General features: G+C 39.7%; 14 protein-coding genes. 7 read left to right on the forward strand and 7 right to left on the reverse strand.

What is annotated here, in order from left to right:
• Positions 1-64: 64 nt before the first annotated feature.
• A complete protein-coding gene (locus tag QDI94_RS05995) occupies positions 65-1,357 on the reverse strand; it encodes a UDP-N-acetylglucosamine 1-carboxyvinyltransferase (protein WP_278867906.1) in 1,293 nt (430 codons plus the stop codon).
• Between the two features lie 719 nt (positions 1,358-2,076).
• Here QDI94_RS05995 and QDI94_RS06000 point away from each other — a divergent pair.
• The 6 genes from QDI94_RS06000 (at position 2,077) to ilvC (ending at position 9,593) form a co-directional block, all read left to right on the forward strand.
• A complete protein-coding gene (locus QDI94_RS06000; protein WP_117521098.1) occupies positions 2,077-2,394 on the forward strand; it encodes an ArsR/SmtB family transcription factor in 318 nt (105 codons plus the stop codon).
• A 10-nt stretch (positions 2,395-2,404) separates the two neighbouring features.
• Entirely contained in the window at positions 2,405-4,729 is a 2,325-nt protein-coding gene (locus tag QDI94_RS06005; RefSeq protein ID WP_278867907.1) for a heavy metal translocating P-type ATPase, read from the forward strand.
• A 198-nt stretch (positions 4,730-4,927) separates the two neighbouring features.
• The gene (locus QDI94_RS06010) at positions 4,928-6,169 is read left to right on the forward strand and encodes a hypothetical protein (protein ID WP_278867910.1); all 1,242 of its coding nucleotides are present in this window, start codon (positions 4,928-4,930) and stop codon (positions 6,167-6,169) included.
• A gap of 196 nt (positions 6,170-6,365) precedes the next feature.
• Positions 6,366-7,988, forward strand: a complete 1,623-nt coding sequence (gene ilvB / locus QDI94_RS06015) for a biosynthetic-type acetolactate synthase large subunit (protein ID WP_178586008.1) — start codon at positions 6,366-6,368, stop codon at positions 7,986-7,988.
• Between the two features lie 12 nt (positions 7,989-8,000).
• A complete protein-coding gene (gene ilvN, locus QDI94_RS06020) occupies positions 8,001-8,492 on the forward strand; it encodes an acetolactate synthase small subunit (protein WP_101028793.1) in 492 nt (163 codons plus the stop codon).
• 81 nt (positions 8,493-8,573) lie between these two features.
• The gene (gene ilvC / locus QDI94_RS06025; protein ID WP_178586012.1) at positions 8,574-9,593 is read left to right on the forward strand and encodes a ketol-acid reductoisomerase; all 1,020 of its coding nucleotides are present in this window, start codon (positions 8,574-8,576) and stop codon (positions 9,591-9,593) included.
• Positions 9,594-9,780: 187 nt separating this feature from the next.
• Here ilvC and QDI94_RS06030 read toward each other — a convergent pair whose 3' ends face one another.
• Complete coding sequence (locus tag QDI94_RS06030) at positions 9,781-11,616, reverse strand: fibronectin type III domain-containing protein (protein WP_278867914.1); 1,836 nt, start codon at positions 11,614-11,616, stop codon at positions 9,781-9,783.
• Positions 11,617-11,827: 211 nt separating this feature from the next.
• Positions 11,828-12,982: a hypothetical protein gene (locus QDI94_RS06035; RefSeq protein WP_278867916.1), complete on the reverse strand. Its 1,155-nt coding sequence runs from the start codon at positions 12,980-12,982 to the stop codon at positions 11,828-11,830.
• A 327-nt stretch (positions 12,983-13,309) separates the two neighbouring features.
• Here QDI94_RS06035 and QDI94_RS06040 point away from each other — a divergent pair, with 327 nt between their 5' ends.
• Positions 13,310-13,507: a hypothetical protein gene (locus QDI94_RS06040; RefSeq protein ID WP_046433500.1), complete on the forward strand. Its 198-nt coding sequence runs from the start codon at positions 13,310-13,312 to the stop codon at positions 13,505-13,507.
• Between the two features lie 82 nt (positions 13,508-13,589).
• On the opposite strand, the gene QDI94_RS06045 is transcribed toward QDI94_RS06040, so the two are convergent.
• The 4 genes from QDI94_RS06045 to QDI94_RS06060 all read right to left on the reverse strand — a co-directional run bounded on the left by QDI94_RS06045 (position 13,590) and on the right by QDI94_RS06060 (position 17,075).
• Positions 13,590-15,308 (reverse strand): sensor histidine kinase, encoded by a 1,719-nt coding sequence (locus QDI94_RS06045; protein WP_278475880.1) that lies wholly within the window; start codon positions 15,306-15,308, stop codon positions 13,590-13,592.
• A complete protein-coding gene (locus QDI94_RS06050) occupies positions 15,305-15,985 on the reverse strand; it encodes a response regulator transcription factor (protein ID WP_278475879.1) in 681 nt (226 codons plus the stop codon). Before QDI94_RS06050 ends, QDI94_RS06045 begins: the two co-directional genes overlap by 4 nt.
• Before the next feature lie 133 nt (positions 15,986-16,118).
• The gene (locus QDI94_RS06055; protein ID WP_015522696.1) at positions 16,119-16,517 is read right to left on the reverse strand and encodes a CBS domain-containing protein; all 399 of its coding nucleotides are present in this window, start codon (positions 16,515-16,517) and stop codon (positions 16,119-16,121) included.
• Between the two features lie 99 nt (positions 16,518-16,616).
• Complete coding sequence (locus QDI94_RS06060) at positions 16,617-17,075, reverse strand: hypothetical protein (protein ID WP_117913185.1); 459 nt, start codon at positions 17,073-17,075, stop codon at positions 16,617-16,619.
• Positions 17,076-17,077 lie beyond the last annotated feature (2 nt).

Consider the following 17,077-nt stretch of genomic DNA (forward strand, 5'->3'; position numbering starts at 1 on the left):
AATTTTATCTCAAAAAAAGCCGTTCTCACAAAGAAAACGGCTTTGATTTCTAATTAAGTTTTAATCAGGCACCAAGCTCCTGCTCGTTGTCACCTGTAAAATACACCTTTTTAATGTCTGCACCGAGTCCTCTGAACTTTTCAACAACATCCTCATAACCGCGTTCAATAAACTGTATGTTTGAAATCTCGGTTGTGCCGTTAATTTCAAGAGCGGCAATAATCATAGCCGCACCTGCACGAAGGTCGGTTGCCTTAACGGGAGCCGCAGTGAGCGGAGTTCCGCCCTCAATGATTGCAAGTCTGCCCTCAACGGAAATCTGCGCGCCCATTCTGATAAGCTCGCTGACATACTGATAGCGGTTATCCCAGACATTCTCGTTGATGATGCTTGTTCCGGGAACGCTCATAAGCAATGCGGCAAACTGCGGCTGACAGTCTGTCGGAAAGCCGGGATGAGGCATAGTCTTGATGTTACAGCGCTTTAGCGGAGCAGATGACGCGTCAACCTTGAGAGCCTCATCATATTCCGTAATCTTAACACCCATTTCACGCAGCTTTGCGCTGATTGATTCAAGGTGCTTCGGTGTAATGTTCTTTACCGTAATACATCCTCTTGTTGCGGCGGCGGCACACATATATGTTCCTGCCTCAATCTGGTCGGGAATAATCGAATAGGTAACGCCGTGAAGATATTCAACACCACGGATTTTGATAACATCAGTACCTGCACCTCTGACATCTGCACCCATTGAATTAAGAAAGTTTGCAAGGTCAACAATATGCGGTTCTCTTGCGGCATTTTCAATAATGGTCTGTCCCTTTGCCTTTGATGCGGCAAGCATAATGTTCATTGTTGCACCAACGGACACAACATCAAGGTACACATGTGTACCGACAAGGTTGTCGCATTCTGCCTCTATAATCGCACCGTCAACAAGCTGAGTTGTCGCACCGAGAGCCTCAAAGCCCTTGAGATGCTGGTCAATCGGACGCACACCAAAGTTACAGCCGCCCGGAAGAGCCACCTTAGCCCTGCCGTACTTGCCCAAAAGTGCGCCGAGAAGATAGTATGATGCTCTCATACCTCTTACAAGGTCTGTAACCGCATTGCATGTGCGGATTTTTGTAGGATCAATATATAAAGACGAACGGTTGATTCGCCTTACATTAGCACCCATCTGCTGAAGAATCCTGCTGATGAGCGATACATCGCTGATGTTAGGAATATTTTCAATCTGGCAGGGTTCATCACAAAGAATAACTGCCGGAATAATTGCAACGGCTGCATTTTTTGCACCGCTGATTGTCACTTCACCTGATAATGGCTTTCCGCCGGTAACTACAAACTTCTCCAATTGTTACACCCCAATTATGTGCAAAAGATATTAAAAAAATATCTGAAATATATATCAAATAAGTAAAAGTCAAAAATAACACGAATTTAAAATTCGCAGCAGGAACTAATTTGTTACATTTTATTAAAAATAAACCTGCTCGATTACGCAGATGTAACCTATCAATTCTCTTACAGAAAATGATACTACAAAACTGTAGTAAAGTCAACGGAATAATAAAACTGTAATCTATTTTTGGGCAGGTTGTACTCAATTTATTGATTTCTTGCTGTTTTTGTTTTTATTATAACCAAGCGTCATTTTTTGAATTGATTTTCCTTAAAAAGAAGTAATAACTCAACGGCTTTTTTTGTAAGATTGTTACAAATTGAAACAAGTGTTATTTTCGTGTTATCATCAGGAGTCTGAGCATTTTACAATTCAAATTGAATACAGAAAAATATCATTCTGCCGCTTCGGAATAACTTTGCACCTTTAATTCTTCCTTTTCTACCTTTTATTTTAAGCTTCTCTTCCTATACTATATTATATATACTCTCCAAACGAACACGATAAACAAGCGAAATATTAGGGTAAAAAAACTTGAAAAACATTACATTTTTTCGTGTGTGTCTATTGACTTTTTTAAATGGGAATGCTATATTATAATTAACATATGAGCATATCTTCATATGTTCAAGTATAACTTTTAATCTGACAGAAAATAAAAGGGGACGCCTATGGAAAACAAAGAAAAAACAACCACTCCCGAAATGCCCGACATTGATGTGCTGTTTGAGCTTGCAGACCTTTTTAAGGTTTTCGGTGATTCAACCCGACTTCGCATTATGTACACCATTTCGGAAAATGAAATGTCGGTGCTCAACATTGCTGAAGCTCTCAACATGGAGCAAAGCACAATTTCCCACCAACTGCGTGTGTTAAGGCAGAACAAGCTGGTGCGTGTTCGCCGTGAAGGAAAGCAGATTTATTACAGCCTTGACGATGACCATGTGAAACGAATCATCGAAATGGGACTTGACCATGTTCTTGAATAAGGGGGAACATATGAGGTATAAATATCAGCTTGACAATCTCAATTGCGCTCATTGCGCAGGCAAAATTGAGGCTAAAATTGCAGAAACAAACGGCTTTGAGGATGTGAACTTCAATTTTGCGACAAAACTTCTCAATTTCAAAAGCGAAAAGCAGAATCCTGTTTCCGAAATTCAGGCAATCTGCGACAGCATTGAGGACGGTGTAACCGTTGTTGACAAAACTCCGAAAACCAATCTCAAAAAATACACCTACACTTTAGACAATCTCAATTGTGCTCATTGTGCAGGCAAGATTGAGGCTAAAATTGCAGAAACAGACGGCTTTGAGGATGTAAGCTTCAATTTTGCGACAAAACTTCTCAACTTCAAAAGTGAAAGGCAGAATCCTGTTTCCGAAATTCAGGAAATCTGCGACAGCATTGAGGACGGTGTAACCGTTGTTGACAAAACTCCTAAAAATGATATCACAACAAAGGCAGAACCCGAAATCACAAAAAAGAAAATCAACCGTGACACAATCTTCCTTGCAATTTCAATTGTACTTGCTGTAGTGTCCGAAATTCTCCACCTTACACTTGACGGTGTTACGGCTGTTCATTATGTTGTACTCGCAGCGTGTTTTGTTGCAACACTTCTTTCGGGTTACAAGGTATTTATCAAGGGTGCAAAAAACATTCTAAAGCTGAGAATTGACGAAACAACGCTTATGGCTGTTGCGGTAATTGCGGCATTCTGTCTTGGAGATTTTGTTGAGGCGGCAATGGTAACAATCCTCTTTTCTATCGGTGAAATTTTTGAGGATCGAGCAGTTGACGCGTCCCGCCGTGACATTGAAAAGCTTGCAAACATTCGTCCCGATACAGCAACAATTATTGTTGACGGTGCGGAACAGATTGTTCCTGCCGAAAGCGTTGAAATCGGAAGTATCATTGAAGTCAAACCATACGAAAGAGTTCCGCTTGACGGCATTATTATTAAAGGTAAAACGACTCTCGACACATCGGCTCTCACAGGCGAAAGCCTTCCTGTTGATGCAGGCGAGGGCAGTGAGGTACTCAGCGGCGCAATCAACGGCAGTAACCTTATTACCGTCAAAACCACAAAACATTTCGGCGACAGTACCGCAACAAGAATTCTTCAGCTTGTTGAAGATGCCGCCGCTCAAAAGGGCAACAGCGAAAAGCTTATTTCAAGATTTGCCTCTGTTTACACACCGGTTGTTGTACTCATTGCAGCTGCAATCGCAGTAATTCCTCCGCTTTGCGGACTCGGAGCATTCAGCGAATGGCTATACCGTGCGCTTGTTTGTCTTGTAGCGTCATGTCCGTGTGCTATTGTTATTTCCGTACCTCTCTCCTACTATTCGGGTATCGGTGCGGCATCCGAAGTCGGTGTACTCATCAAGGGCGGAAAATATATTGAGGCTCTTGCAAAAGCAGATACATTCGTATTCGATAAAACAGGAACGCTCACAAGCGGCAAGCTCAGCGTAAACAAGGTTAATACTGTCGGTTCATACAGTGCTGACGAAGTTCTTGCTCTTGCCGCTGCAAGCGAAAAATATTCCGCTCATCCGATTGCCTCCGCAATCAGAGAAAAGGCAAACGGTCTTGAACTTCCCGAGCTTTCCGACTACAGCGAAAGTGCCGGTCACGGAACAAGCGCAGTTTATAACGGCAAAACTATTCAGTGCGGCGGTTCAAAGATTCTTTCGGACGAGCAGAAGAAGATTGCAAACAAAGACGATTCTGTTTTCGTAATTTATGACGGTCAGCTTATCGGTTCGCTCAATGTCAGCGATACAGTAAGACCTGAGGCAAAAGAGGTTATCTCACAGCTTAAAGCGCTCGGTGTCAAGAACACGGTAATGCTCACAGGCGACAGACAACAGCCTGCCGAAAATGTTAAAAATGAACTCGGACTTTCCGAATGTCACGCAGAACTTCTCCCTGCTCAAAAGCTTGAACTTTTCAAGGGCTTGAAATCAAAATCCAAGGGTGCTTGCTTTGTGGGCGACGGCATCAATGATGCCCCTGTTATTTCGGCAAGCGACTGCGGTATCGCAATGGGATTCGGCAGTGAGGCAGCTATTGAAGCGTCAGACGCAGTTCTCGCATCAGGCACACTCAAACAGCTTCCAAAGGCAATTAAAATTGCAAGAAGTGTTATCAACACCGTCAAGGGCAACATCATCTTTGCCCTCTCAATCAAGGCTCTTGTAATCATTCTCGCCGCATTCGGTCTTGCACAAATCTGGATGTCCGTTATTGCCGACACAGGCGTCAGCGTAGTCTGCGTACTCATTGCCGCAAGACTCCTCAAAAAGAAATATTGATTTTTTTGCAAATCATATCATTTATCATGATAAAGCACCGTGAGCTTTCACAAGTTTCACGGTGCTTTCATTTGCCAAAATTTTTCTAAACATAATCTTATATTATAGTATTTTAAAATCATTGACTTTTATAATTATATAAATTATAATATTTTTGTCAGCGCTTGTAACTGATAAATAAACTTCGGAGAGATTAATTTGAAAAAGATATTTTTATTATTAGTAACCGCTTTATTTTTACTTTCATTATATGGATGTAACACTTCTTCATCAAGCAATAATTCCACTGAACAAACAACCGTAACGGATACAGATGATTTATCTCTTGATTCAGATATTGAAACAACAGAATTAAATCATAACTTAGAAATTTACAATAACGGCAAAAAGGTGGATACTTTAAATCTTTACGGCTTATTTAAACAAATTGATAACGGCTTCATATATTCAAAAATCAATAAAGACTCTCCAAATGAAATGGAATACTACAGATATTATTTAGATAAAAAAAGCAGTGTAAAACTCGGCTCAATAAAAGACTGGTCTATGCAAATTCACGATAAAGCTTATGTAAATAATCACCTTTGTTTTACGGCAAGCACAGGTGACATTACAGACGAAGAAAACAGAACTCTCGAATTTATTGATATCGACCTTAATAAAAACAAAATGACAACTGTATTTTCTGACAAAGGCGGATTTCCATATGACACTGTTACAGGAGCAGACAATCTTGTCATAATCACAAAAGTGCTAAACAACGGTACTTCTTTGGAACTGTATGATACCGAAACTCAAAAATTCAAGCAATTAAAATATTTAGAGTTTGATGATAAAAACAGTATCGGGGAAACTATAAGAAAAGTTTCAATTGACAAAAGTACAAAAACAATCTCTCTTTTGGTTTTGGATTGCATTTCACAGAACGAAGCTTCTTTGAAAATAGAAACTTATGACTATAATATGAATTTTCAAAAAAGCTATGATATTTCCAACATTTCAGATGATTCAAACGAGTTAATTCAGGGCGTACAGGAATTTGATTTTAAAAACAATTATCTATTCTATCAAAATTTCAGTATAACAAGATGTATAGGATATATAGACAGCGATAAACTGAAAAAATCCGACATATCAGAAGATGTAGATGATACTTTTTCAATAGTATCCGCATCTGAAGATGACAGTGATACAAATTTATTGTATAAGAGGGCGGAATCAAGTTCAGAAGATAACTACATATATCTTTTTGATACAACCAACAAAACAATGAAAGAAACAAAATTCAATATTGAAGAAAAAGGGTACACTATAGGCAGTATATCACGAATAGGAAAAGATAATTTGATGATAATGATGTCCCCTGATAATGCAGATGAAAAAAGCGACCTTAATGCAAGAATATACTTTACAAAATTAAGCGACTTAAATTTTCAGTAAACAGGCGGTAAAAATCAATTAAAATTCATTTTGCAAATTATCTGTCAAAATCCTGCAAAAAATTTAATTTATGGGCAATACTGCTCTTTACTTTTTAAGGTATTTATTGTATAATTAGCGGTAAAGTAAAAGGGTATATTTAATGTTACAAAACACCTTTTGCTCACAATAAAAAGGATAGGAGGGACAAAACATAATGATCAGCGGTGCTGAAATTATGGTAAAATGTTTGGAAGCCGAGGGCGTTGACATAGTCTTTGGTTATCCCGGTGCGGCTATCTGCCCATTTTACGATAAAATTTACGATTCGAGCATTACCCACATTCTTGTTCGTCAGGAACAGAACGCTGCTCATGCGGCAAGCGGCTATGCAAGATGCAGTAATCGTCCCGGTGTTTGCGTGGCAACTTCCGGTCCCGGTGCAACCAACCTCATCACAGGTATTGCAACCGCCTATACGGACTCTATTCCGATTGTTGCCATTACAGGTCAGGTTCGTTCCGACCTTCTCGGCAGAGATGTCTTTCAGGAAGCTGACATCACGGGAGCTTGTGAACCGTTTGTAAAGCACAGTTATCTCGTCAGCAAAACAGAAGACCTTCCGAGAGTTTTCAAAGAGGCTTTCCATATTGCCTCAACCGGCAGACCCGGTCCTGTACTTATCGACATTCCCGTTGATATTCAGGAAAATGAAATTGAAAGTTTTGAATATCCCGAAAGCGTAAACATTATCGGTTACAAGCCGAACACTAAGGGACACGCAATTCAGGTTAAAAAGGCTGTTGAGGCCATCAACGCAAGCAAGCGTCCTGTTATCGTATCAGGCGGCGGCGTGCTGAGTTCGGGTATCAAGCTTAAACTTCAAAAATTTGCAGAAACTACGGGTATCCCCGTTATTTCAACTATGATGGGCATCGGTGTTATGCCCAGCGAGCATGAGCTTTATCTCGGAATGCTCGGCACTCACGGCAAGGCTGTTGCCAACCGTGCTCTCCACGAAGCCGACCTTGTAATCGTATGCGGTGCAAGACTCGGTGACAGAGCTGTTGCGGCTCCCGACCAGATGAGTGAAAACACAAAGGTAATTCACATTGACATTGACCCTGCTGAAATCGGTAAGAATGTTAAAACAGAAATTCCGATTGTAGGCGATATGAAAAATGTCATCAATATGCTGCTTGACAGCATCGGCGATTACAAGGTTACAACAATGTGGAGCGAAACCGTAAAGAACTGGAAAAAAGACCTTTACCGTGAGCCTCCCGTTTTTGACGGCTTTGTTGAGCCGAGAACACTTGTCGGTCATCTCAGTGCAATGTTCCGCTCAAAGGCAATTCTCGTTGCCGATGTAGGACAAAATCAAATCTGGTGTGCAAACAACTTCCGTATTCGTGAGGGCAGATTCCTCACAACAGGCGGTATGGGTACAATGGGTTACTCAATTCCTGCCGCAATCGGTGCAAAGTTTGCAAGACCCGACCGTGATGTTATTGTAATCTGCGGTGACGGCAGTTTTCAGATGGGGCTTAATGAGCTTGCGACTATTGCAGGCAATCAGCTCGGAATTAAAATCATCATTATGAAAAACGCACGACTCGGAATGGTTCGTGAACTTCAGGACAAACACTACGGTGGCAGACACTCCGCAACAATTCTCAACGGTGATCCCGACTTCTTGAAGATTGCCGATGCTTACGGCATTGACCATGCAGAGGCTCATTCAAACGAGGAAGCCGAAAACATCATCAAGGGTATTGTTGATTCGGAAAAACCGTTCATTCTTGTTTGCGATGTTCACCCCGACACTCCGTCAATTTAATGAGGTGATAAAATGCAGTATACATTATCAATACTTGTTGAAAATCAGGCGGGCGTTCTTTCAAAGATTTCGGGACTTTTCTCTCGCCGAGGTTTTAACATCGACTCACTTGCAGTAGGTGTTACTCAGGAACCGTCGGTTTCCCGAATCACAATCGTTGCAAACGGTGACGAGTACATTGTTGAACAGCTTGAAAAACAGCTAAACAAGCTCATTCCCGTCATCAAGGTAAAAAGGCTTAACGAGGGCGAATTTATCAGCCGTGAGCTTGTTTTAATCAAGGTTCACTGCGCCGCCTCAAAAAGAGCCGAAATTGTCAAAACGGTTGAAATTATGCAGGCGAAAATCGTTGATGTATCCCCTTCGTCAGTTACCGTTGAGTACTGCGAATGTGCAAGCCGCGTCAACACGCTTGTTGACTTACTCAAGCCTTATGGTATCCGTGAGATTGTAAGAACAGGTACTGTTGCCATTGACAGAGGCACAGCTTCGGTTTCCGTTTAATCTTACAGTTAGCATATATTTTAATTTATATGCCGCGTTTGCGGTAAGGAGGACTTTAATATGAAAGACTACACAAAAAACATGACAGCACCAATCTACTATCAGTCAGATTGCAACCTTGACCTTCTCAAGGGTAAGAAAATTGCTATTATCGGTTACGGCAGCCAGGGTCATGCACACGCTCTCAACCTCAGGGATTCAGGTTGCGATGTAATCGTCGGTCTTTACAAAGGCAGCAAGAGCTGGGCAAAGGCTGAAGCACAGGGCTTTAAGGTATATACATCGGCAGAGGCTGCAAAGCAGGCTGACATCATCATGATTCTTATCAACGATGAAAAGCAGGCAGCTCTTTACAAGAACGACATCGAGCCAAACCTCGAAGCAGGCAATATGCTTATGTTCGCTCACGGCTTTAACATTCACTTCGGTTGCATCAAGCCTCCAAAGGATGTTGATGTTACAATGGTAGCTCCTAAGGGACCGGGTCACACAGTTCGTTCAGAGTATCAGGTTGGTAAGGGTGTACCTTGCCTCGTTGCTGTTGAGCAGGATGCTACAGGTCAGGCTAAGGATCTCGCACTTGCATATGCACTCGGTATCGGCGGTGCAAGAGCAGGTGTTCTTGAAACAACATTCAGAACAGAAACAGAAACAGACCTCTTCGGTGAACAGGCTGTTCTTTGCGGCGGTGTTTGCGCACTTATGCAGGCAGGTTTTGAAACACTTTGCGATGCCGGTTACGACCCAAGAAACGCTTACTTTGAGTGTATCCATGAGATGAAGCTCATCGTTGACCTTATCTATCAGTCAGGTTTTGCAGGCATGAGATATTCAATCTCTAACACAGCTGAGTACGGTGACTACATCACAGGTCCAAAGATCATCACAGAGGATACTAAGAAGGCTATGAGAAAGGTTCTTTCTGACATTCAGGACGGTACATTTGCTAAGGACTTCCTCCTTGACATGAGCGATGCCGGTTCACAGGTTCACTTCAAGGCTATGAGAAAGATCGCTGCCGAAGCTCCTGCCGAAGTATTCGGTAAGGAAGTTAGAAAGCTCTACAGCTGGTCTGACGAAGATAAGCTCATCAACAACTAATGCGAGTGTCTCGCACACAGTTCGTGAAGACAGTTTGATATATTCAAACTTCTGTCACCCGAGCATTACATAGTACGAATTAACGGTTCAGTCAATTTGGCTGAACCGTTTTTTGTTGTGCAATAAAAGGGTTCAGCTTTTTACAGCTGAACCCTTTTGCAGTTAAAACTTATCAATTTTTAAATAATCAATACTTCTCATAGGAGAAAGAATTATAAGCGTCAAGCAAAGACTGCTTATTCTCAGCGGTAGTTTTCTCACCCCATGCGCTGGTATCACCATAACCTGTCGCAATAAATTCGGTAAACATATGTGCATTTACGCAATTATTAAACTGTTTAAGGTTAATTTCGTTATATTTTGCCCGTGAAATATTTTTGTCATTACCGTCAAAATATCTATAATAAATATTATTTGATTCTTCGACTACGCCTCTTGACGAATACATATTTGCAAAAAGATTCTCTCCGTCGTATGTGATTATTGAATTACCCGACCAATAGTAACCGTCATCTACATTTAAAGATATCTTTAGGTCGTGAACCTCATACTTTTTGGCAGTTTTATTATAGTATATCGAAAAACCGTCGTTAACATTTCCCACTCTTTTTAACTTACCGTCTTCAAATTTGTAAACAACGGAATGGAAACCATACTCTTTGGAATCAGACTTTTGTGCAACAAGTTCCGGAACTCCGTCAAAGTCGAAATCCAAAAACATAATACCTGACAAATTGTGATTACTTCCCAAACTTGGCATCCATTCATCAGTATGATTCATCATATAATTGATAAAAGCGTCCCTTGTTTTATCGGATGTCTTATATCTGTATGTTACACCGGTTGGGTTAAACATCGTAGTAAACTTTTTACCGTCTTTTGAAACACCTCTTACCGTATAAGTGTTACTGCCGGACTTTGCACCCTTGTGAACATAATGGTTGTCATAAGTTTCTGCTATCTTCTTCCAAGAACCGTTTTCTTTAATATAAACACGGAACTTTGGCGCATCTCCCGTCCAATGCATTTCAACACCGTTTTTTACTGCACCAATGCTGTAAATTTCGGGACAATCCTGATGATCGCCAATGGGCTTACCCTTTGAATCGTAGCCGCTTGTAAAACTCTTGGCATCCTTGCTGATACAACGAACCGTGTAATAAATATCATCAACGCTTAAATCAAATTCCTTTGAAACAACATTCATATCAAGCATTGTTGTACCCGTTGTGTCGCCAAGCTTTGTCCAACCGTTTCTGTCCTTGTAGTACACACGGTATTTTTCTGCACCTGCAACCTTGTTCCATGTCAGCTTTACTCCGTCATATGTGACCTCAAGTTTTGAAATTTTCGGTGTGGCTACATACTTTACCGACTTGCCTGTCGGGTTATAACCGCTTGTAAATTTCTTTGCGTCTGATGTAATACATCTTACAGTATAAGTGTAATTTCTGCCGGATGAAACATCCTTATCGGTATATGAGGTTGAAGTTGTATCAACCATTTTTGTCCAGCCTTTACTGCCTTTGTAATAGACTCTGTATTTAGTCGCACCGCTTACTTTGCCCCAAGAGATTTTCACACCGCCGTTTACATTTTCAAGCTTTGAAATTTCGGGGGCGGCAATATATTTTACACTTTTGCCCTTTGAATCATAACCGCTTGTAAAGCTCTTTCCGTCAGCAGAAATACATCTTACAGTATAGGTGTAATTCCTGCCCGATGAAACATCCTTGTCGATATATGAGGTTGAAGTTGTATCAACCATTCGTGTCCAGCCTTTTCTGCCCTTGTAGTAAACTCTGTATTTAGCCGCACCGTTCACTTTGTTCCATGTAAGCTTTACACCGCCGTAAACGCTTTCAGCCTTTGAAATTTTCGGAGTTGCAAAGCTTGCCCTTGCAACCTGTGCATACTGCACGGGTGTGTTAAGCGGTTCAACCGCATTTGCAGAAACTGCCGAAACCGCAACCGCAGACATCGACATTACCGCCGCCATAGCTATAGGTAAAAACTTTTTCATATCTATCCCTCACTTTGTTCAAATTCTACGCATTATAAAATAATTCGTTTATTTTTTTATGCAAGTTAATTGTAACATTTCATAATTAAAAAAGCAATATGTCTTGATTAACTTTTGGAACATTTTAAACAAAACGCAAAATAAAATGACCGCTCACAAAAGTGAAAGCGGTCATTTTTATAAATTTATTTCTGAATAATGTTATTTAATATTATTCAAAACGAGTTCTGCGTTTTGCAAAAATTACACCGCAGCCTGCAAGCATTGCAGCTGCAAGGAATATTGCAACGCTGTTCTGTCCTGTCTGAACTGCACCGCTGTTGTTCTGTGAATTGCTCGGCGTGTCCTTAGTTGCTGTATCATTTGTTGAAGAATTGCCCTTTGAAGGAACTCCGTTTGCATAGTAATTAACCTTGAATGTACCTGTAACCTCTGTTGAATACTCTTCATCTTCGGGAAGATTGAGCCATTCGTTTACATCACCCATAACATAAACTTCAAGATTTGTCTTTGTGTCATCGGGGCGAACATCAACAGGACTTATATATACAATATCTTCCTCTGTACCGTCAAAAGTCTTTGTGTAAGTTTTGCCTGTAATTTTATCCTTTACAGTAACTTCAAGACCTTTAAATTCGGGATAGAAATATGTTTCATCGTAGTATTCCTTGCTTTCGGGGCTTCCGTCATACGGCATATCAGCCTCATAGAAGAAATCTGTATCAGCCTTTGTGTAGTTCACCTTTTCGGGTGCTTTTACGGAAACGACCTCGTAACGCTCATCAAGCTGAGGCACATCGTTAATATTTTCAAATTTAATCTTATAGCTTGTCTGTGCATCCTGATATGATACATTTACAGTATACTCTCTGTAAATCATACCGTAAAGCTTTGAGTTTAATTCAGTAACAATTTTTTCAAACTCATCCTCGGTCATATCTTCTGTAAAATCAGGCATATTTTTCTCATATTCAAGCAATGCCTTAATTGCTTCGCCGTAATTAAACGGATCAGCAAGCTCAGCTTTGCAGTCTTTAGCATCAACCTTTTCGGTTGTACCGTCACTGTAAACTGCCTCAACTTCAATACCTGTGAGGTCAAGCTTGAGTTCAAAATTGAACTGACTGAAATACTTGATTAGACTTTCTTCTGTTGCATTTTCGTCTGCGATTTTTGATAAATCAATATCAGGATCAATCACATCCTCAGCTGTGTATGTAAGCTTGTCGGGGAGCTTTGTAATTTTAAGCTCTGTTACCTTTTTTGCCTCATCGGGTGTCGCTGTGTCGTCTGTCTGTGCAAACGCTGTGAACACGCATGAAAATGCAAGCATCAGAACGATTGCAAAGGACATTACCTTTTTCATAGAATTTTCCTCCTGAAAACTAAAAATCATTGTATGATAAATGTATATACAATCACAACGCTATTGTAGCACACTATTTTGCAAAAATCAACTGTTTCAACAAATAATTGTCGCAAAAATTCTTCACTTGCTGTTTTTTATGAATTTTTTTATATAGTATATTGTTGCATTTGAGATTTAATTATAATTATTCAAATAAATTTGTATTTATTGCAAATTTTCTATTGTAAAATTCTGTCATTGCTGATATAATTGTAGGCGGAATCAAAAGATTACCGAATACCCGAAAATCGGCATAAAATCTACCCAACAAATATGGTGATTAAATTGAAAATTCTGCTTAATCCAGACAAAGAAATTGTAAAAGAAGTTCGCAAACAGCTTATACGCACGGGCGGTTATTGTCCGTATATGTTAATCAGAAGCCCTGCAACACTGTGTATGTGTGAGGATTTCAGGGCAAAAATTGCCGATCCCGAATTTGAGGGATACTGCCATTGCCTGATGTATTATAAACAAAAATAGAATTTTATACATAACAAAATAACAAAAATCGGAACAGCCGTGATTGGGTTTACGGCTGTTCCGATTTTTTAGGCAGAAAAACTCAATCGAGTGAAGTAAATCTGAACTTAAATGTTATAATCCCGTTTTCAAATTCGGCTTTATATTTGAATCCATGCATTTCAAGGGCGGATTTTACTATTGAAAGTCCTATTCCGCTGCCACTCTTATTATCTCCCTTTGCGGCTCTGAAATAAGGCTGCCACAATTTTGAGAGATTTTCCCTGTCAAATGACGAGCATTGATTGCTGATTGATAATACATCATCCGAAACATTAATTGTGATATCCGAACCGTAATCGGAATATTTTTCGGCATTGTCAATAAGATTTTCAAGCACCGTTTTAAGCATGGCAGAGTCAGCCTTTATTTTTGCCTTTGAGTTGTAAATGAAAATAATTTCGTGTTCTGTGTGAACATAATAATTTTCAAGAATTTTCTCAATAAACGGTTTAAAGTCAAATACTTCGCAATTCAGCTTTAATGCGGGCGAATCGAATCGTGACAAATCGAGCATTCTGTGAATAAGAATGTCCATTTCCTCGGTCTGTTGCTGAATGATTTCTATGTTGTGAAGTTTCTTTTCGGTATCTTCCTCATTTTTAAGATTTTCCGCAAAACCGCCTATGACAAACAATGGGGTTTTGAGATTGTGCGCAATTGCATTTGTCATTTCAAGACGGGTTTCCTCCTGTGCGGTTCGCCTTTTAAAATCTTTCCACGAGAAAATTTCAACCGTAATCACCACCGCCATTATCGTAAACGCAACAGCAAATACCGTTATAAACTTCCATAGGCAATCATTGAGTAAATCTATTTCTTTTAAAGAAACAATCAAATAAGACCCCTGTACAACTTTATATACATAGTCACTATCATCGAGATCACTTATCAAGCGATTTTCTTTGTTGTAATAGTAATCACTGCTCAACAAATAACATTTAAAAATCCCGTCATTTACAACAGCAGGTGATTCGTAAATATCAATATAAGATAAGGCGTTATCTTTAAGAATTTGTTCTACATTCTTTTGAGAATATTTAGGTTTGTCCTTTCCAAGAAAAAAATCTTTATCAATTATATTACGGTGCATTTCGTCATTTTCAAACGGAGTAGCCTCTAATTCTTCTATGGTCAAATAATCATATTTGCTAAGGTCAAAGCTATATGTTTTAACAACTTCATCCTGAACATACCAATCATTCACTTTGTTGGTCTTTACAACCTCAAGCTGACAAGGGACATAGCCGTATTTTTCGCTTTCATAAAACTTTTTGCAAATCAAGACATAGTAATTTCCGTCATTATCAGTCGGAGTGTTGAGATATCCGCAAATCTCTTTATACTCATTATCACTGAGCAAATTTTTAATCACATCAAAACTTATATAATTTCTGTTACTCGATATATAATACACCGTAAGAACATTATCCGTAGTTATCGTCAAATTTTTCTTATCAGTAACCTGATAGTATGTATTGCTTTTATCAACATTTTCGTTCAGCAATCCTACTTTGTCATTGTATGGATAAGCTCCATTCACCTTATCATCTTGAGAATCTGTTAAATTTATGCCAAGGTTATGCTCTAGATCAATCATCTTCATTTTAAGCTCATTTTCGGCATTGGCAACTAACAAGTCTTTGGAGCTGTTCAGTATTGCAAGAGAGGTAAAAACCGTTCCCAGCAGACACACAATTATTGTTACGGAAATTATAATGTAATGAAACTTTTTTCGACGTTTGATATATCTTGATTTCATTTTTTATCCTCCGCCTTATACCCTCGCCGTATTACCGTTTTCAAAACAGACGCATTTTCGCCCAATGCTTTTCGGATATTTTTGATATGCGTGTCAAGCACTCTTTCATCAATCATCGTGTCATAGTGCCAAACGGCTGTGATGATTTTTTCACGGGACACAACGCTGTTTTTATTCTCTAACAGAATTTTAAGAATAGCATATTCCTTTGCGGTAAGGGTTACTTCTTCACCGTCGGACACAACAACACCGTTGTTCGGATTGAGCGAAACATTCCCCACCGTAAGCAAATTGTGCCGCACAAGTCCTTTTGAACGCTTGATGAGGGCTTTCACCTTTTCATAAAATACGGGCAGAGCAATCGGCTTCACAATGTAATCGTCACAGCCGAGAGCGTAGCCGTTGAGCATATCAGCCTCGCTTGTTCTTGCCGTGATGAACATAATCGGCACATCGCTGTATCTGCGGATTTCTTTGCAAAGCGTAAAACCGTCCATTTCGGGGAGCATTACATCAAGGAGCAAAAGGTCATAGCTGTTCTCATATGCCTTATCAAGTCCCTTTAAGCCGTTTTCCGCAAGGGTGATATTAAATTTATCTTTATCTCTTTTTGAAAAATATTCGACAAGCATTTCACGAATATTTTTATCGTCCTCAACCAAAAGAATGTTGTACATTTTCCTCACCGTACTTTGATTGTAATACATCAATCTGAAGTTGATATGTAGATTTCTGTATATTAAAAATTCAGTTTCTGCCATAACTAAAACGGCGGATGCAATTTTCAGCATCCGCCTTGTTTTATGTATCTTATTTATTGACAAAATATCTGATGATATCCTGACGGGTTACGATACCGATAAAAGTACCGAGGTCATCGGTTACGGGGATAAAGTTCTGATTCATTGCCCGTGCAAGAAGCTCGTCCATACCTACCGAAATTTTAACTGCCGGATTAAAGTCGGGACGGAGTATGTCACGGATACGAAATTCTTCCTGTTCTTCAATATCGCCCGAAGTCTTTTTGTCAATTATATGCCACAAGAAGTCACCCTCGCTCACCGTGCCGACATATTTTCCGTCACGGGTTATAACAGGGATAGCGGTGTAGCTGTGAGCACGCATTTTTTCAAGTCCCTGTCTTAGGGTATTGTCCTCATAAATATATTTTAAAGAATCTTTATGCTTTAAAAGCATAATAACATTCATCTTTTCACCTCCAGTCAAAAAACAAGTATTTGTCAGCCAAAGGTCATTATAGTACCAAACAAACAATATTGCAATATCTTTTTACAATATTTTACACAATTATTGCATTTTTGATTTTACATACTTGTTTGTAACATAAAGCTGTCCGATAAGGTACACCACGCCTGCCGTGAGCAAAAGCGTTTTAACCTGCAAAAGTCCGCTCATCATAAAAATTACTGCGGTTACGGCTGTAAGAAGATATGCCCATAATTTTGAAAATCTGTTAAAGCATAAAAACCACAAAATAAGTGCAACGACCGTCAGAACACAGGTTGAGATTATCCAAAAGGTTTCCATAATCGGCTTTGTAAAACCGCCCTCAAGCACGCCAATGTTAATTCCCATAAGGAAAATACTGCAATATTTTCCGATTCTTTCTATGTAAAGCATAGCCCTGTTATCAAAAATTGTTCTGTCTATTCTGTTGCTTTTTATATAGACGATGTCGGGTACAAGCAAAGCAATTGCAAAAGCAAGTCCGTACCAGTTAAAAAGATTTGTACTGAAAAAGTCCATAA

The sequence above is a fragment of the Ruminococcus bromii genome, from assembly GCF_928721825.1.
GTDB lineage: Bacteria > Bacillota > Clostridia > Oscillospirales > Acutalibacteraceae > Ruminococcoides > Ruminococcoides bromii.